This is a genomic window from Mesorhizobium sp. AA22 (genome assembly GCF_001672375.2).
GTDB lineage: Bacteria > Pseudomonadota > Alphaproteobacteria > Rhizobiales > Rhizobiaceae > Mesorhizobium > Mesorhizobium wenxiniae.
In genome coordinates, this window is sequence record NZ_CP048406.1 from 6,003,232 (window position 1) to 6,020,770 (window position 17,539).

Here is a 17,539-nt window from a genome sequence, read left to right on the forward strand (position 1 = left end):
ACGCGCCGATTGCTCCATTCCAGGCCTCTCGAGTGGCGTAAGCGCAGGGCGCCCACAGCGTCGCACCCTACATCCGCGTTTGAAAACGAGCGGACGGACGCATCAAAAATTTTGGACCTGGCTCAAATCGGGACCTGCGGCTGAGCGCGACCACGTTGAGACGGATACACAACCGCCGTCTCGTCTTGGCGCAACTGTGCTCGTCGCCAACCAATCGAAAAGGCGCTCTGTCATCTAAAAGCCAGATGACGCCAATATAAACATCACATTTGACCAAGCCGTCCGCTCGACCGATGGTCGGACCCGCCCATTGTATGCAACTGCGCTGCGAGTCGCAGATGGGAAACTGATCCGGTGCGAGGGAGGTTGGGGTGACGACACGCAAAGAATTGCTTGGGAGAGTAGTCGAACAGATTGCGGACTTTCGCGCGGGCGAGATTGCATCGATGAGCACCGCCCATGTAAATAAATGGGTTCGTCAATTTCCCGAGGCGTCCCAGGAGCCAATCCTTGCAGAACTTGGACATGTGTTTAGCACAACCTATTTCACCCGCAAGAATGTTGCCAGTTTCTTATCGGGGATCGCCGTCAACGAGAAACTTACAAGCGGCGATCCCAAAGAATTCTGGAAAAACGTTAAGGTATTGCAGCTTCAAACGGCGGGAAATAGCCAGAAGGATATGTTGTCGATCTTCGACAAGGCGCTGCAAAATACCTGCGGCTTGAGGATTGCCGACTGCGGCGGTAACGCGCCAGATACCTTTCTGTACATCGATGACGTTTTGTTCTCTGGTGGGCGGATTAAGTACGATATCGTCAAATGGATCAGGGAGGCGGCCCCGCAGAAAGCGAAACTCGCCATAGTGACGATTGCCTATCATTCGCTTGGCCAATGGCGAACAGGCAAAGACATCGCCGACGCGGCCAAGGAAGCGGGTAAAACTATCAACGTGACCTGGTGGCGCGTATTCCAGATCGAGGATCGGAAGGCCTATATGACGAACTCCGACGTCCTGCGGCCTACAGTGATCCCCGCCGATCCCGCAACGGTAGCTTACGTGCAAAGCTTAAATTCGGAACCGGTTCTTCGAACGCCCGGGCAGGTCGGAGGTTTGGGGTTTTTCTCCTCTGAGAACGGTCGGGCGCTTCTTGAACAGCAATTTCTAATGGCCGGCGTTAAAGTGCGGGCCATGTGCCCCTACCTGAACATTTATATGCGGCCCTTGGGAAATAGCATAATGGGAACGATCGGGTTCGGGTCAACGATAGTTACCTATCGCAATTGCCCTAACAACGCCCCTCTGGTGTTATGGGCGGGCGATCCATGGTATCCTTTATTCCCCAGGAAGACGAACTAGCTCATGGTCCAAGCCGAATTTCGAAGCTATCAACGCGATCAAGTCATCAGCTTCCGCAAGACGACTGAGGATTTCGGCGGCCTATCGAACATGGCGCCTGGATTTCCGATCACAATGCTGGGTCAGCTGATACGCACATCCGAAGCACTCTATCAAGCGTGTAGGTTCCCACATAGACCAGACATCCAGCGGATGGTCATCGACGAAACCAGTCCGATGACAGCCAAGATGAAATCCAAGCCATATCGCAATGATTCCCGGCCGGATTGGGAGGATATCCGAGTTCAGGTGATGCGCTGGTGTCTCCGGGTGAAGCTGGCGCAGAACTGGGAGACCTTCTCGGGGCTTCTGCTGGCGACGGGTGACCGACCTATAGTTGAGGACTCGCGCAAAGACGACTATTGGGGCGCAAAGGCAGCAGAAGACGATCATCTAGCGGGCCGTAATGTGCTGGGCAGGCTTTTGATGGAGCTACGCGAGGTCGTGCGCAGCGACCCGGATCGGATCGACGAGGTGCTACCGCTCGACATCCCGCATTTCGTGCTTCTAGGTCGGCAAATTCCGACCTTAAAGCGCATACCCCACAAGGCGCATAGTCGGGCGGATTCAGCGGACACTATAGACAAGATCACTCAATCGACAGCTGAAGAATCTAGCAAAAAGCCCACACAGGGGGTGTTACTTTAGCCCACTTATCCATGACGCATCTGGGTTTGTTCGGGGACTGCTGGCATCGCGGCGTCTTTTTCCATCGCGGCCGTGTCTGGACTTATGAAAGCGCTGGGGGTTTGAAGCTGTCTTGTTCGACGCGAGCTGCTGCCCCGGCGGTTATGGTCCAGCCGTGTGATGATGTTTGCACGCACCGTCTCGTCCTCCGCTCTTGAATTCCGCGCCTTCCCCGGAATTCCCATGGTCGGGTGCGGCGGCGCTCGATCCCAATCTCGCGTGCTGCCTGCCCGTGAGTGGTTGGGCGGCGAGACGTGACCGGAAAGGCCCGCCGTCGAAGGCGCACCGCATCCGAAGGACCGGAACGAAGCGGAGGACCCGAAGCGATAAGCGAAGGGTTGCGGGATGCCGCGGCGGGTCTAGAAGGGAGTGCCGCCCACCGCGCGCCGCCGGGAAAGGCCAACAAAGAAATTGCGCGGGTCTGATGACTCGCGACCGGCAGCAGCCGACAGGCTGCCTGCGCCAGGGGGCGAAGCCGGATGGCCGAGACCGCCTGAGTTTGCCTAAGAAAGCGGGCTCGGTGGACCCGGAGCACCGTCAGGCGCGCGGGCGCCTGCTACGATCGCAGGCTGGACAGAATCTCGCAGGGATCGGCGTCAAACGCCGCGGTGACGTCGAGAAACTCAATGATCTCGAGACGCAGCTCTCCGCCTTCGTACTTGGCCAAGGGGTGCGGACGACCGAGCTTCTCAGCCACCTGCGCCTAGCTCAAGCCTTTGGCCTTGCAGCGAAAGCAGCTGGGACAGAAACCGCTGGTGGCGGGGCGATTTGGGCATGCAGGCGAACCGGTCAGGTAAAGACCGGCTCAGCGACTAATCTCGGTTCCGGATTATCCCGTTTTGGGATATGTTGTGTTGGCTCCAGCGCTCAACACGAGGTAGGCGGCAGACATGCATCAACCAACCACGACGGATGAGACTCTGAGCTCAACGCTGTGCGACGAAGTCCCCTGGTCAGACAGCATCACGAGCTACGACAGGCAGCATCGCAGCATCTACCTGCGCATTCTCGACGCCTGCGCCTACAATGCCAGCATAGAGGAGATGGCCGATCGGATTCTCGGCATCGATCCGGTCCTTGAACCGGTCCGCGCCCGCAAGGCTGTTCGCAGCCATATCGACCGGGCGAACTGGATGGTGACAACCGGCAGCAAGCACCTGTTTCGGCGGCTGAATACGGCGCGGATTGACACGTCTTTTCTGCCAGTCCTGATCGGCATCTGGCGCTACAGATATGGGCATGTGCCCCCTGCCCGCCTTCATCGCGTGATCATGTCAACTGGCCAAGCACCGGCGCCCACAGCACTGGACCGCCAATACCGCCGTTTTGGTGCATCACCTGGAGCATTGGCGGTGGGACTTCGAGACAGCCTGCCAGGGCGCGGGTGACTCCAATGGTTTGCGGCTCTTCGATCCGGTCAAGCGGTCCGCCGCGCAGCAGCAGGTAGCGCGGCCGCGAGGCGTCGAATGAATCGATTGTAGCCGCCACCGCCTCTCACCTCCCAATCGAGTCTCTCCTTGAAGACGCGGTAGTGCAGGCGATGCATTGCATGCAGGTCGTCGGCAAACTCCTCGCCCTTCGCGGCCCATTGAAGGCACTCATATTCGCGCGGCGTCAGCGACACACCATCCACTGTTCGAACGACAGCGAGCTTCCGTTGAACGAACATATGAAAACAGGTCGCGAAAAACCGCAGACCCTCCTCATAGGATTCCCTGACGCGGAAGAACGACCGATCACGCTCGTCAGCGGCAAAGGTCATAGCCGCAACATTGCGTCGGGGATCGATGATCGGGATCGTTACGCCGCAACAGATGCCGAACTCGGCTGCCTCATGAAACAGCCTTTGCTGGGCATGGGAAATTTCAAAGTCACTGAAACCCAAACCCCATCGAAACGGATATCCGCCATAGCGTGCACGATCAATGACAAGATCGAGGCTGTCGTAGCGCTTCTCAAGATACCGGGTCGTCCAAGACACCGAATAGTTCGAGATCAGTCGGGGCCTGTCAGAAGGTTGGGACGGCAATGAGAGGTAGGCAAAGGCGAGGAGGTCAAATTCTGAGATCGCAGTGGCCATTGCTTCGCGGAAATCAGCCTCATCGACGCTCGCGGACAGTTGTTCCTGCAATATCTCGAAGACATTTTGCATGTCGTTCGCCCCACGCGATTAATCCCTGTTGCTCGTGCTGCAGATCGCCATTCGGGTGCATACCGTGGGCTAATCAGCAGTGCACGAAGCAGCCGATGACCCCAGGATAATCGCGCGCGTCACAACGTCCCCCCTCAACGCCCGCGACGCTTGCAGCATAGCGCCCCGCGGCACGCCTCCATCCGGTCCGCGAAAAGTCCCCTCAGAGGTTTGCTAGGCAGCTGCTATGTTGGTCATCAACCACCCTCCTGAGCCTCATTGGCCGAAAAACTTCGCCCTGCCGGCGGGGAGGTGCGCGCCAGCAGGGCGTGCCGCACAAACATCGCGGTAGTTGGGGAACCGGGACAGTTGCAGCAAAACTATTTCTTGACGGTCAGGTCACCATACGGTCCGTCCTGTAGCATTGACCGACGCTTCCAGCGACGCTGACAAGATCAAATCGGGCCCTCCGCCTTGAGCGCGCGATAGGTGGTTTCGGCTTCGACCCTCTGCTTGGTTCCCAAATTGGTCAGGCTCATTGTCGCTGTCTCGTCACCCCAGCGGAGAACACTCGGTTAGCCGCCTATTGCAGATCACCATACCCGGTAACTCGCCTGATTTTCGCGGGAATGCACGTGCTTAACCGACGAATTCGCGGAATCGGCGTCAACCGCCGTTGAAACCAATGCCGGGGGCGTTCATCGCTTCTCCAGGGCCGATAATGGGATCGGAGAATTCGATTTGACGGGTTTGTTAACGATAAGGCCGCAAGGATCGATTCCCAAGCTCGCCTGCAGCTAACGACGCAACCGAACTGTTCGTCTAGGCATCACGTAATACATCAAGCTGAAACGCGTCGCCCAGCCCAACGTCCACCTCGGGGAAAACACTGTACGAGGCTGCGATAGAACTCCCTCGAATTCCACCAACCCGACTGGTTCGGTTTCATCCTTATTTCCCAATCGCTTTTGCGGCGACTCCGCTCGTCGGGCCCGCTGCATGGATCGAGGTGGAGATGACGGCGCCGACGCCTTTCTGTCCTTTGCCAGCCATTGAAAAATTGAACTTCATCCTCAGACCTCTTGCCCTGCCACCCGTTCAGTCGGAGTACTATGTTACTCCTCGGAAGGTGTATTCCTAGGGAACCATCCGAACGGGGCTTGCTCACCGTCGCGACGTTGCTTCGAAGGATGGCAACGCGCTCACCCGGGATGCAGCCGACGTCAAATTCGCGCTATGAAGGGTGCAATATGATCGGGTTTGCGGGGATGTCCGGCCTGACGCTCGATCGAAAGTTTCATCCGAGGGGGATGCTCCCCCGTGTGCAGCTCCTGGAGACGGTCGTCCAATTCCTTGTCAGCTGTGGTGAGCCGATGGTTCAGTCGAAGGTAATCCGTCCAGGTTGGCGTGCGGAAACTCTCGGTCCATAGGCAAGGCTCTTGAAGGTCTCGCTCAACGGTCCAATGCCGGGCACCGAGGCGACTTTGGGCGCGGCGGCGTTCATGCATGAGGGCCAGGAATGATTTCGTGTTCTCGCCCGGTATTTGGTATTCGATCTTGACGACGATCGGTCCGCTTCTCGGCCTGAGGTCGACGGCGACCGCTGGTGCCTTGAATCCTCCCAGGGGATCGTGGTCCGTTTCCTGGTTCTCGAGGATCGGCAACAGGAACCCGGTTCCGGCAACCAGCACCAGAGCGCCAGCAGACCCCATTAGCGCCCCTGTCAATGAATAGTTCTCGGCTACCGCGCCCCACACCCAACTGCCGGCCGCGATCCCGCCATAGGTCAGGGCATAGTAAATCGCTATGGTGCGGCCTACGATCCACCGGGGACTTGCCAATTGCACACTCACGCCAAGTCCGGACCATGCAATCACCCAACCCGCGCCGCCAAGGGCGAGTACTGTCGCCGCCACCGCAATTGAAGGGGCCACGGCAAGGGACATTGAGCACACCGCACAAGCAAGGCATGCAAGTCTGATCAGCCATTCCTGGGACATGAGCCGTCTGAAGTGACCGGCGGTGATGCCTCCGAAAAAGGCGCCGATCCCGAAGCCGGCCATCAGGACACCGTAGTCGAGGGGACCGCCGTTCAAATGATCGCGAACAACGAGAGGCAGCAGCGCGAGAATGGCGATGCCCGCTAGACCGAGAAGGGCCGCGCGTGTGATCGCTGCCTTGATTTCGGACGAAATCGCCGTAAAACGCGCACCATCATAGATCGCGGTGGTCATCCGCTCGCGGGGCAGCGCTAAGGATCGAACGGACCATTTGGAGCGCCAAATGACGCCCAACGGCACCACATAACTGAGCGTGCTCAGGAGGAGAGTGATCAGAGGCCCGAACGAGGCGACCACGACGCCGCCGAGAGCCGGGCCCACACTGCGGACGGTGTTGAAACCGATATTGATGAGCGTGACGGCAGCCGGAATGTCGCGCCTTTCGACGATATCGCCAATTGACGCCTGCCAGGCTGGATCGTTGAGGGCGAAGCCGCATCCAATCAAAAAGCTGACGCCGAGGATGATCCACGGGTCGACAAAGCCGAGCGCTATGAGAGCAGTCAGTATGGCCGATGCTGCCGCAATCAGCGACCGACCGACGAGCATGACACCGCGTCGGCCGAGATTGTCGGCCATAGCCCCGGCGAATACCGACAGTATGAAGGCGGGCAGCGTGGATGACGCCTGAACCAGCGCGACCATCAGATCAGAAGTCGAGATCGTGGCCATGAGCCAGCCGATGGCAACAGTGTGCATCATCCAGCCGAGGGAGGAGACTTGGGTGGACAGCCAGATCGAGCGAAACGTCTGATTCCTGAGTGGTGAAAAGGTGGTTGGCGTTGCCGCGTCGGCATCCACGTGCGGCCCGGTGCTCATCTCGCTTCAAGCCTTTGCATTGTACGGGGCGCGCTCGGGTGAACACCTTCATGACGACGGATCAGGCTGACCATTTCCATTGCTGAATTTTTCTGGGCCGACGAAGCATCGTGGCAAACGAATATTTTCCGGGATAATAAATCAAAGCGCGCCTGTGACGAATTTCGCCACTCAAGCACAACCCAGTCAAATACTGATTACTGTCCTTCACCATCTCGCTTCTAGATCGCTGTTAACTAAGCAATCAGGTTGCCATCTGATCCAGAGGTTGATCACCCGCCCAGAAACCAGCGCGCTAAAGGCTCTGAAGTGGTTCTCATCGCTGCGGCTCAGTCAGTTTGAGAATACGATTGTTTTAGTTCCATTGAGCATGATCCGCCGTTCCAGATGCAACTTGACGGCCCGCGCCAGGACGCGGCTTTCAATGTTGCGGCCCGTCGCGATAAAATCCTCTGCGCTCATCGCATGCGTTACGCGCTCGGTTTCCTGATCTATGATAGGGCCTTCGTCGAGGTCGGGCGTCACGTAATGCGCGGTCGCCCCGATAAGCTTCACACCGCGCTCATAAGCCTGATGATAGGGCTTTGCGCCCTTGAAGGAGGGCAGGAATGAATGATGAATGTTGATCAGCTTACCGAACAGGCGGATTGACAAATCGTCGGACAGGACTTGCATGTACCGGGCCAGGATCACCAGGTCCGCGCCAGTTTCTCGTACAAGACCCAGCAGCTTTTGTTCCTGCTCAGTCTTGTTGTCCTTGCACACCAATAATGATAGGCGAGTCCCTCCCGCTCGGCGACCGCACGGCTGTCGTCGTGGTTAGAGACGATCGCGACCACGTCCGCGTTCAACCAACCGACCTTGATCTGATAAAGCAGATGAAGCATCGCATGGTCGAATTTCGACACCATGATGATGATCTTCGGTCTACGACGCGCATCGACGGTGTGAACACACAAACCGAAGCGGTCGATTGCCGGTTTGAGCGCACGCTCGGTTGACGCGGTCGAAAGCGACTCGTCTCCTTCAATGGCCAGACGCATAAAGAAGCGATTGCTGATGCGGTCCCAGAACTGGCTGCTTTCGGCAATCTTGGCGCCGAGTGCATTCAATTTGGTAGCGACGGCCGCAACGATGCCGGGCCGGTCGTCGCAGGTTAGGCTTAGGATCTGGAGCTGAGACATTGTACCTTCGGATCAAATCGCTCTCAATAGTTCGGGCAGGATTTGGAACAGGTCACCGACTATTTCGCACGCATTCAGCTTGGCGGCGGCTTCGGCGGCAACCCTGGCGCCCTCGCCGGCGATCAGCACGTCAACTCCGAGGCCATCTTACAGGCGGCAGTCAACGCCTTGGTGGTCTGATCGGAAAGGGTCTGCTTTTCGGGTTCGGCAACAAGAAAAATGGCCATGCTTTTCGTTCCTTCCACTCCTCAAGGAAACGCTTCAACGGCCGGCTCCTCGGTCTTGACGTTGATGTCGTGCGCCCGTTTAACCGGAACTACGATCTTCATGCTCCGCATTCAGCGCGTTGGAACTGGTTTTTCGCCGTGATAATCATAGAAGCCTCGCCCGCTCTTGCGGCCGAGCCAGCCAGCCTCGACATATTTCACGAGGAGTGGGCAGGGACGGTATTTCGAGTCCGCGAGGCCTTCGTGGAGCACCTGCATAATTGAAAGGCACGTGTCGAGGCCGAGGAAATCAGCAAGCTGCAATGGGCCCATCGGATGGTTGGCGCCGCGCCGCATGGCCGTGTCGATTGCACAGACTGAGCCGACGCCTTCATAGAGCGTGTAGATCGCCTCATTGATCATCGGCAACAGAATGCGGTTGACGATGAAGGCCGGGAAGTCTTCTGCCACGGTGAACGTCTTGTCGAGACTTTCGACAAAGCGCTGTGCTTCATCAAACGTCGCTTTCCCTGTGGCAATGCCGCGCACCAGTTCAACAAGCTTTATGACCGGTACAGGGTTCATAAAGTGGATGCCGATGAAGCGTTGCGGCCGGTCGGTCGCCGCCGCGAGCCGAGTGATCGAGATCGACGAGGTACTGGTTGCGAGAAGCGCCGACGGGCTTAATACAGGGCAGAGTTGCTGGAAAATCTTGCGTTTAATTGTCTCATCCTCTGTCGCTGCCTCAATCACCAACTCCGCCTCGATGAATTCTTCAAGCGCGGCAGCAGGAGATACTCGTACTAGCGCCTCTCGCGCTTCCTCCTTCTCGATCTTTCCGGCAGCGACCTGGCGCGCCAGATGCTCTTTGATCTCGGCGATCGCCTGTTCGACACGCACCTCTGAGATGTCATAGAGCTTGACATCGTAGCCCGCAAGCGCAGTCACCTGGGCAATACCGCTCCCCATTTGACCGGATCCGATGATGCCGATTTTCGTGATCTTTCCAACCATGTCGCAAATCCTCTGAAGAGCTACCAGGGTGTTGGCACATCGTCACAGAGCAATTTTAAGCCGCTGAGGTCGTCTAAGGTTCCAGAATTCCGCGCCCTCGAACATCACGGCCTCCTCATCCTTCTAGATTGCGACGGGTGATCTGGGAACTCGTCGCGCCGGCAAATCGACAGGAGGTCCCACCAAATCGGACTCAATCGCCACGTCTCGGTCGATTCGGTCGGTTGGCTATTCACAAGTCCGGGTGAGGATTAGATCGCGCCTTCGGCCTTGAGTGCGCGATGGGCCATCTCGACGGACTTCGCGGTTGCATCGACAATGACGTCGACCTCGTCCCGGGTGATGATCAGTGGCGGGGCATAGCCGAGGATGTCGCCATGCGGCATGGCCCGGCCGATGACACCGTTCTCAAGCAGAGCAGCGGCGGCACGTGCGCCGACCTGAAGTTCGGGTTCAAACGGCACCCGTTCCTTTGGATCACGCATCAGCTCCACGGCGGCCAGTATTCCGACGCCGCGAACCTCGCCGACAATCGGATGCCCCTCCAATTCGGCTTTCATGCGGGACAGCCAGTAGGGTCCGACATCCCTAACATGTTCCACGATGTTCCTTTCCTTGACCAATTGAATATTGGCAAGTGCGGCCGCCGCGCAAAGCGTGTGACCCGAATATGTCCAGCCATGGCCGAGAGGGCCGTGCTTCTCCGTGCCTTCTTCCAAAACCGACCAGACGCGGTCGCCGATGATTGACCCGGATATGGGCAGATAGGCGGAACTCAAGCCCTTAGCGATGGTAACGAAATCCGGGCGCATGCCATAGAGGTGGGAACCGAATTTCTCACCGGTTCGCCCGAACCCGCAGACCACCTCGTCGGCGATGAGGAGAATATCGTACTTGTCGAGCACCGCTTGAATGGAGGTCCAATATCCCTCAGGCGGCGGGACGATGCCTCCCGTCCCAAGCACCGGCTCTCCGATGAAGGCAGCAACCGTCTCCGGGCCTTCAGCGAGAATAAGGGCTTCAAGTTCGTCCGCACAGCGTTTCGAAAACGCTTGCTCGTTTTCGCCATCATGCGCTTGGCGGTAGTGATGCGGCGTCGTGGTATGGCGAACCAAGTCCAGAGGCAGGTCGAAGAAATTGTGAAAGAAGGGAAGGCCTGTCAGGCTCCCGGTGACCAGACCGGACCCGTGATAGCCGCGGTTTCGTGAGATGATCTTCTTTTTTTCGGGTCGGTCGAGAATATTGTTGTAGTACCACACCAGCTTGATATTGGTTTCGTTGGCGTCGGAACCGGAAAGGCCGAAAAAGACCCTCCGCATATTCTGTCCGAAATACTCAACCACCTCCTCCGCCAAACGGGCGACCGGCTCTGTGCCCTGGCTGGCATAGACATGGGCGAACGGCAGCTCGTGCGCTTGCCGGGCGATGGCTTCGGCGATCTCAGCGCATCCATATCCCATATTGACGCAGTAGAGCCCGCCGAAACCGTCAAGACTCTTTCGGCCTTCCGTATCCCAGATGTAGACGCCTTCCGCACCGACCATAATCCGGTTTGGCGTCTCGCCGCGACTATGCTTGGCCAAGTGCGTAGACGGATGAAAGACGAAGCTTCGATCCTTCTTCCGGATTTGCTCGGTTCCCAGATTTCTCAAGAGCATCTTCCCTCTCCTCGCCGTCAGTGGGCGGAGAACACTCGGTCGCCGCCTCTTTAGCAATTTAACATACCGGCAAACACCACCTGAGTTTCGCGGAAATGCACGTCTTTAGCCGACGAATTCGCGGCATAAGCATCGATCGCCGTGGAAACCAAGGTTTCCGGAGTTTACCGTTGTCTTAGTGCTGACAAGGGGATCGGTGAATTGGATTTCACTCGTTTCGTCACGACAAGGCTGTAGTATTGATCGATCCCAAAGCCTGCCTGCAGCAGTCCTTCCATGAATTCCTGATACGCAGCCATAGAAGGAGATGAAACGCGCATTAGATAATCGATCCGCCCCCCGATAGCCCAGCAGTCCAGGACTTCCGGGATTTGTTGAATCGCGGCCTCAAAGTGTCGTTGGTTTTCGAGACGGTGACTATCCAGCACCACCTCTACCATGACGAAGAGCACGCCACCGGTCAGAGCCGGACTCAGCCGCGCATAAAACCCCTCAATAATCCCTGCGGCTTCGAGCATACGGAGCCGTTCCGAACAGGCCGACGCTGAAAGATGAACGCGCTTAGCAAGCTCGCTTTTAGAGATGCGACCGTTTGACTGAACCTCTGAGAGGATCCGGACGTCCCAAGCATCCAGGCGCACAGGATCACATTTCGATTTCATGACCTTTCGCTCTCAAGCCGTTGTCGACAGCGCATTGATGCCAATCAAATGTATCATAATTTGAACTGATCGAATGTAGTGGACGGCATCTGTTCTCGGCTCTAATGCACCAGAGTGGGGTTGTGGAAAATCAGGTGAGGGAGAGCAACCCATAAAGAAGGCTGTAGAAGAAGTTTGGCTATCGCGCCGCCCAACGAGGCGATGACGCAACTGGAAAGTGTAGTAGCCTTTTCGGCGGAGACATCGTCGTAAATAGATAGCGTGTGTTCTCCGCTGCTTTACCTGATCGCAACCCTCGAGAGCGTGGGTGCATCGATCGCGTGGACGGCATGGTCAGAAGCAGTGTTTACATCGGCGCGTTCGTCTTGAAGGCCTTTCTTATCTGCCCTCGCCGAGAAGAAGCTGGGCACCGCAAATGCCGCTCGTGTTCCGCTGCGGCCTAGAATCCGGCGCTGAAGGTCTGGCCGGATCTCCCAGCCGGGAAAATTCAAACGCCGATGTTGCGTGCGATGCTGTCGGCCGCCATGCGCTTACGCCACTCAAGAGGCCCGGAATTGTGAATGGAGTTTCCCTCAACATCGACAGCCATGATGACCGGCATGTCCTGCACCTCGAATTCATAGATGGCTTCCATGCCCAAGTCTTCAAAGGCAACGGTTCGCGCCGCCTTGATCGATTTTGAAATCAGGTACGCAGCCCCACCCACTGCGATGAGATAGGGCGTTCTGTGTCTCACAATCGACTCGATGGCCGCCGGGCCCCTCTCCGCTTTTCCCACCATCGCATATAGCCCGGCCTCGGCGAGCATCTTTTCAGCAAAACCGTCCATGCGGCTGGAGGTTGTTGGGCCAGCCGGCCCGACTACCTCATCCCTCACCGCGCGGACTGGTCCGACGTAGTAGATCACACGTCCCCGCAGATCGACGGGAAGCGGCTTGCCGGCATCGATCAGGTCGACCATTCGCTTGTGGGCGGCGTCACGGCCCGTCAGCATCTTTCCGGACAAAAGGAGGGTTTCCCCGCAGCGCCACGATGCCGTCTCTTCCTTCGTAAGCGAATCGAGGTTAACTCGCCGGACGCCGGCTGGATTCAATTCCCCGATCCCAATGTCGGGCCATTCGCGCAAATCGGGCGGCTCAAGCCTGATGGGTCCAGAGCCGTCCAAGGTAAACTTCAGGTGACGGTTGGCGGCGCATTGCGGAATGAGCGCCACGGGCTTGGACGCCGCATGAGTAGGATACGTCGCAACCTTGACGTCAACGACTGTCGTCAGACCACCAAGGCCTTGGGCGCCGATGCCCAGCGCGTTAATCCGGTCATAAAGCTCAATCCGCAATGCCTCCTCCGCGCTTGACGGTCCCCTGGCGATTAGTTCCGACATGTCGATGGGCTCGTTCATGGCCTCCTTGGCTAGCAGCATCGCCTTTTCAGCGCTACCACCGATGCCGACCGAGATCAGGCCGGGCGGGCACCATCCGCTGCCAAGGGTCGAAACGGTTTCGACCACCCAGTCGGCAACGGGCGCGCTGGGATTAAGGGTGGTGAAACGCGCCTTGTTTTCCGACCCGCCCCCTTTTGCGGCGATGGTGATCTCAATCCGGTTGCCAAGCATGAGGTCGACGTGGATGACCGCCGGCGTGTTGTCGCGGGTGTTAACGCGTCCGGCGAGCGGATCGGCAATGATCGATGCCCTAAGAGGGTTGTCCTGGTCAAGATATGCCCGACGGACGCCCTCATTCACGAGGTCGGCGAAACTGACCGTTGATTTGATGCGGGCGTCCATGCCGACCTTTGCAAATACCACCACGAGGCCGGTGTCCTGGCAGATCGGACGCCGGCCGAAAGCTGCCATGCGGGAGTTCAGCAGGATCTGACCGATGGCGTTCTTCGCCGCCGGGCTCTGTTCGCGCGCGTATGCCTGCGAAAGGTGCCGGATATAGTCGGGGGGATGATAGTACGAGATGTACTGAAGGGCGTCGGCGACGCTCTTTGTGATATCCTTGCCGGCAATGGTCCCTGCTCTTTTATTCACGAAATCTCATCCGAATGAACCGAGCCCGTTGACCATTTTTAAGATCTGGAAGCTCCTCACCCCCTGCTCGCCTCCTTCATAGCCATAGCCACTCTGTTTGACGCCCCCATACGGCGCATCTGCGGAAACCCCTTTCAGGTAATTCACACTGACAGCGCCCGCTGAAAGACCCTCGATCAGCGTCCGTTTCGTATCGGCATTGCCGGTGAAGAAGTAGGCGGCGAGGCCATACTCGGTCGCATTGGCCTCCTCGACGGCATCCTCGATGGTGTCGAAGGGCGCCACGGTGAGGATCGGCCCGAACGGCTCCTCATGGAGCACTCTCGCGTGCTTTGGCACACCAGTCAGGATCGTCGGCGGCCAGTAAAAGCCCGGCTGGTCGAGGCGGGCGCCACCGGTTTCGATGCGGGCGCCGCGATCGAGCGCATCGTTGATCAGACGCTGCATGGCCTCGATTCGCCGCGCGTTTGCCATGGGTCCCATCTCCGTCGCAGGGTCGTCCGGTGGGCCGATCTTGATCTTGCGGGCGGCTTCCGTCATCCGGGATAGGAATTCCTCATAGCGGGTCCGCGCGACGAGGATCCTGCTGGGTGCGTTGCAGCTCTGGCCTGCGCACTCAAACTTGTATTCCGAAATTGCCGGTATGGCGTTGGCGAGGTCCGCATCCTCACATAAAACGACCGGGGAGTGCCCACCGAGTTCAAGGATGCACCGCTGCAAGTTATTAGCGGCGAGCTTGGCGAGCTGTTTTCCAACCGCGGTGGAGCCCGTGAAGGTCAAGACCTTCACGATTGAAGAACTGAGGAGATGCCGCGAAATATGGACCGGTACACCGAAGACGAGATTGACTACGCCGTCCGGGATACCCGCTTGGCGCAAGGCTTCGACGATATGGACGGCGGCGCTTGGCGTCTCTTCCGCCCCTTTAAGAATCACGGGGCAGCCTGCTGCCAGCGCAGGGGCGAGCTTGCGAGCGTTGAGAACGGCGGGATAGTTCCAAGGCGTAAAGGCAGCAACGACGCCAAGGGGCTCCGGGACGATCATCCGGTTCGGGCCCCACGGAATCGGGGCCGACAGCTCTTCGGCGTGCGTGCCGTTCCACTCCAGCGTTTCGACAGCGCGCGCGTACTCACCTGTTGCTTCAGCGATCGTTTTTCCCTGTTCGGTCGACAGTTCCTTGGCTGCGTCTCCCACCTTCGTGGCCAGAATCCTGGCGGCCGCAACGAGGATTTCGCCACGCTTTTTTGCCGGCCGTAAGGACCAAGCCCCGCGGCTTCGCTCTGCAGACGTGAGGGCCTCGTCCAGATCCGACGCCGAAGCCGTGGCCACCGAGGCACATACCTTCTCGATCGCCGGGTTGATCACCGGGAGAGTGGTTCCGTCACTACCGGCTCGCCACCCGCCGTTGATGAAAAGCCGATAGCTCGTGGCGTCGGACATCGCATGCTCCTTGAGCGAATTTTTTTCTCTACGAGCCCGTTCGAAATCCAAACCGCTGGCGCGCTCTTCCGCCAATTTCAACGAGATGGTCGCGGCTGGTCAAATATGGAATATTGCCGAAGACCATCTGGAATCCAGATGGTTGTCGCCCTCGGCCGCCACAGCAATGAGGAGTGCGCGTAATCCGGTTTTGTCAGGCCTTGTCCGGAGCCGTCGCTGACCAGCGCTGGCTCTCAATTAATGTTCTGGCGACCTTGGGAATGAGTTTGCGGACGGCGGAGACGGCCGAAGAACGATCATCTTTCGGGTTTACGGCAAGTACCACGGAACGGGTAATCACTGGATCTACGATTTTCACCGTGCGGACCTGTTCCTGGGAGGCTTCTTTCTGAATGGCCGACGGTGCGAGAATTGAATACGCCTTTCCCTCCATGACCATATTGATGATGGTTGAGAGGGAGTCCACTTCAAACCTGACGTCCAGCATGCAACCATGCTGCGCGATCACATCGGCTACCGAGCGCCTGACGTTGTTATTACGCATGGGAACCGCCAGCGGGAACGCATGCAGGTCCGCAAGAGGAATCGAGTCCTCGAAAGGCGGTTCCCGCGGCGGCACCACCAGACATAGCTCTTCGCGTGCTAAGACCGCCATCTGCCCCACACTTTCCGCCGTCCGGTAAAGAACCGCCAGATTGAAGCGCCCGGCAGCCATCCACTCCTCCAGCGGTCCGGTCATACCCTCGATCATCTTCAAGGAGACCCTGGGCAGTTCGTTTCTTGCCGCTTCAAGCAGTGGCCCGCTGAGGACGCGAGCTGCTCCAGACGGGATGCCAATGGTGACCTCCCCGGCAGGGGAAGCCTTTGTGTTGGTCAGTTCCGCCTCGGTGAGTTGAATTTCCTCGAGAATGCTCCGTGCCCGCTCAACCAGTTTGGCTCCGGACGCCGTCACGCTGACTCCGGTCCTGTCGCGTACCAGCAGTTGGGTGCCGAATCCTTCCTCCAATTGACGGACATGAAGGCTAAGGGCGCTCTGAGCGACATGAAGGAGCGCAGCAGCCTTCGTAAAACTTCCTGCTTCGACCACGCCGACAAAGTATTTTAATTGCCTGATTTCCACGGCTTAAAGAATCCAACTGAGGCACTCTCACTAGAGTTCTCATATCTATCTGGAATCGAGATAGTGGGCAAGGCGCAATCCATGCCGTCAAGCTCAAACCGGCCAACATCCATGTGTGTACCATTGACCACACAGTTATAATAGGTCAGCTACTCGCCGAGATCGAGGATTTGGTGGGCCCGCCGCGCCACCGGAGGATCAATCATTTCGCCGTCCATCGCGAACGCGTACAGACCACGCGCTGCGGCATCCTTTTCCGCGGTGACTACACGGCGTGCCCACTCGATCTCCCTTGGGCTCGGCGAGAAAGCCTCGTTTAAGATCGCCACCTGTGCCGGATGGATCGCCAGAGCGCCCGCAAAGCCAAGCCGTCGGGCACGAATCGCGACGTCACGGAATCTACCGGTGTCCGAGAATTCCCCGATGCTTCCTACAAAGCCCAGAGGGATTAATCCGGCTGCCCGGGCAGCGAACAGCACGGCGAGATTGGGCGCCAAGAGCAAGTCAAAGTCCGGAGCGCCGCCGACAGCAGCACTGAAGTCTTCGGGACCGAGTGCCATTGCGATCATCCTTGGATGCGCCGATGCGATGGCCGCGAGTCTTGGCAGCGCTACCGGGGTCTCGATCTGGGTAATGAGCCGTATCTGTCCGAGTGCAAGATTTTTCTCGAGTTCAACTTCCGCTACGGCAGTCGCGATCTCTGACACCCACTCCGCCGATTCCACCTTAGGGAGAACCAGCGCATCAACGCCCGCCATGACAGCTGCGTCGAGATCGGCAGCCAAGGCGCGCAGGCCATGGTTCACGCGCACCAAAACTGACGCACCGTTGCGACTCACCTTGTTTATGGATTCAAGAAGTTGCCGCCGTGCCTCGGCCTTCCGGTCCTGCGGGACCGAGTCCTCGAGGTCGAGTATGATGCCATCTGCACCGCGCTCATGCGCCTTCTCCACGAACCGGGGGACATGGGCGGGGACAAAAAGCAGGGATCTCCAGCGGGGAACTGAGGTCGCACTATGGACGGCTGGAATGGTGTCCCTTCCCATACAGATTCCCCTACTGTCGATTTAAGTGGCAATTGCCTTTCTCCGCGACCAGTTTGCGACCCAGCCGAGCAGAATGACTTAAC

General features: G+C 58.1%; 12 protein-coding genes and 4 pseudogenes. 3 read left to right on the forward strand and 13 right to left on the reverse strand.

Going from position 1 to position 17,539, the window contains the following annotated elements; all coding sequences use genetic code 11:
- The first annotated feature begins 371 nt into the window (after nucleotides 1-371).
- Both A9K68_RS28520 and A9K68_RS28525 read left to right on the forward strand, forming a co-directional pair.
- Nucleotides 372-1,358 (forward strand): hypothetical protein, encoded by a 987-nt coding sequence (locus A9K68_RS28520; RefSeq protein ID WP_141246639.1) that lies wholly within the window; start codon nucleotides 372-374, stop codon nucleotides 1,356-1,358.
- A gap of 3 nt (nucleotides 1,359-1,361) precedes the next feature.
- Complete coding sequence (locus tag A9K68_RS28525) at nucleotides 1,362-2,045, forward strand: NADAR family protein (protein WP_065009168.1); 684 nt, start codon at nucleotides 1,362-1,364, stop codon at nucleotides 2,043-2,045.
- Nucleotides 2,046-2,640: 595 nt separating this feature from the next.
- Here A9K68_RS28525 and A9K68_RS32035 read toward each other — a convergent pair.
- Entirely contained in the window at nucleotides 2,641-2,781 is a 141-nt protein-coding gene (locus A9K68_RS32035) for a hypothetical protein (RefSeq protein WP_245430172.1), read from the reverse strand.
- Nucleotides 2,782-2,974: 193 nt separating this feature from the next.
- Here A9K68_RS32035 and A9K68_RS28535 point away from each other — a divergent pair.
- Nucleotides 2,975-3,247 (forward strand): annotated as a pseudogene (locus tag A9K68_RS28535) (hypothetical protein); the annotation flags it as partial.
- Nucleotides 3,248-3,501: 254 nt separating this feature from the next.
- Here A9K68_RS28535 and A9K68_RS28545 read toward each other — a convergent pair.
- The 12 genes and pseudogenes from A9K68_RS28545 to A9K68_RS28595 all read right to left on the reverse strand — a co-directional run bounded on the left by A9K68_RS28545 (nucleotide 3,502) and on the right by A9K68_RS28595 (nucleotide 17,456).
- The gene (locus A9K68_RS28545; RefSeq protein WP_065009167.1) at nucleotides 3,502-4,236 is read right to left on the reverse strand and encodes an autoinducer binding domain-containing protein; all 735 of its coding nucleotides are present in this window, start codon (nucleotides 4,234-4,236) and stop codon (nucleotides 3,502-3,504) included.
- Between the two features lie 1,202 nt (nucleotides 4,237-5,438).
- On the reverse strand, nucleotides 5,439-7,094 hold the full coding sequence (locus A9K68_RS28550; RefSeq protein WP_065009166.1) for an MFS transporter: 1,656 nt from the start codon (nucleotides 7,092-7,094) through the stop codon (nucleotides 5,439-5,441).
- 333 nt (nucleotides 7,095-7,427) lie between these two features.
- Nucleotides 7,428-8,278: pseudogene (gene purU / locus A9K68_RS28555) on the reverse strand (formyltetrahydrofolate deformylase).
- Nucleotides 8,279-8,353: 75 nt separating this feature from the next.
- Nucleotides 8,354-8,505 (reverse strand): annotated as a pseudogene (locus A9K68_RS32040) (electron transfer flavoprotein subunit alpha/FixB family protein); the annotation flags it as partial.
- Nucleotides 8,506-8,616: 111 nt separating this feature from the next.
- Entirely contained in the window at nucleotides 8,617-9,498 is an 882-nt protein-coding gene (locus tag A9K68_RS28565) for a 3-hydroxybutyryl-CoA dehydrogenase (protein WP_065009165.1), read from the reverse strand.
- A gap of 251 nt (nucleotides 9,499-9,749) precedes the next feature.
- Nucleotides 9,750-11,156 carry an aminotransferase gene (locus A9K68_RS28570; RefSeq protein ID WP_065009164.1) on the reverse strand — a complete coding sequence of 469 codons (1,407 nt, stop codon included), beginning with the start codon at nucleotides 11,154-11,156 and terminating at the stop codon, nucleotides 9,750-9,752.
- A 164-nt stretch (nucleotides 11,157-11,320) separates the two neighbouring features.
- Entirely contained in the window at nucleotides 11,321-11,674 is a 354-nt protein-coding gene (locus tag A9K68_RS28575) for an Lrp/AsnC family transcriptional regulator (protein WP_245430174.1), read from the reverse strand.
- Nucleotides 11,675-11,707: 33 nt separating this feature from the next.
- Nucleotides 11,708-11,818: pseudogene (locus tag A9K68_RS32045) on the reverse strand (AsnC family transcriptional regulator); the annotation flags it as partial.
- Between the two features lie 487 nt (nucleotides 11,819-12,305).
- Nucleotides 12,306-13,850 carry a fumarate hydratase gene (locus tag A9K68_RS28580; protein WP_065009162.1) on the reverse strand — a complete coding sequence of 515 codons (1,545 nt, stop codon included), beginning with the start codon at nucleotides 13,848-13,850 and terminating at the stop codon, nucleotides 12,306-12,308.
- Between the two features lie 6 nt (nucleotides 13,851-13,856).
- On the reverse strand, nucleotides 13,857-15,290 hold the full coding sequence (locus tag A9K68_RS28585; protein WP_065009188.1) for an NAD-dependent succinate-semialdehyde dehydrogenase: 1,434 nt from the start codon (nucleotides 15,288-15,290) through the stop codon (nucleotides 13,857-13,859).
- 193 nt (nucleotides 15,291-15,483) lie between these two features.
- Nucleotides 15,484-16,410, reverse strand: a complete 927-nt coding sequence (locus A9K68_RS28590; protein ID WP_065009161.1) for a LysR family transcriptional regulator — start codon at nucleotides 16,408-16,410, stop codon at nucleotides 15,484-15,486.
- 149 nt (nucleotides 16,411-16,559) lie between these two features.
- On the reverse strand, nucleotides 16,560-17,456 hold the full coding sequence (locus A9K68_RS28595) for a CoA ester lyase (protein WP_065009160.1): 897 nt from the start codon (nucleotides 17,454-17,456) through the stop codon (nucleotides 16,560-16,562).
- Nucleotides 17,457-17,539: the final 83 nt, after the last annotated feature.

Coding starts and splice junctions, on each gene's coding strand:
- A9K68_RS28525 (WP_065009168.1), top strand. CDS start 1,362: ATGGTCCAAGCCGAATTTCGAAGCTATCAACGCGATCAAGTCATCAGC.
- A9K68_RS28545 (WP_065009167.1), bottom strand. CDS start 4,236: ATGCAAAATGTCTTCGAGATATTGCAGGAACAACTGTCCGCGAGCGTC.
- A9K68_RS28575 (WP_245430174.1), bottom strand. CDS start 11,674: ATGCTCGAAGCCGCAGGGATTATTGAGGGGTTTTATGCGCGGCTGAGT.
- A9K68_RS28565 (WP_065009165.1), bottom strand. CDS start 9,498: ATGGTTGGAAAGATCACGAAAATCGGCATCATCGGATCCGGTCAAATG.
- A9K68_RS28595 (WP_065009160.1), bottom strand. CDS start 17,456: ATGGGAAGGGACACCATTCCAGCCGTCCATAGTGCGACCTCAGTTCCC.
- A9K68_RS28585 (WP_065009188.1), bottom strand. CDS start 15,290: ATGTCCGACGCCACGAGCTATCGGCTTTTCATCAACGGCGGGTGGCGA.
- A9K68_RS28550 (WP_065009166.1), bottom strand. CDS start 7,094: ATGAGCACCGGGCCGCACGTGGATGCCGACGCGGCAACGCCAACCACC.
- A9K68_RS28570 (WP_065009164.1), bottom strand. CDS start 11,156: ATGCTCTTGAGAAATCTGGGAACCGAGCAAATCCGGAAGAAGGATCGA.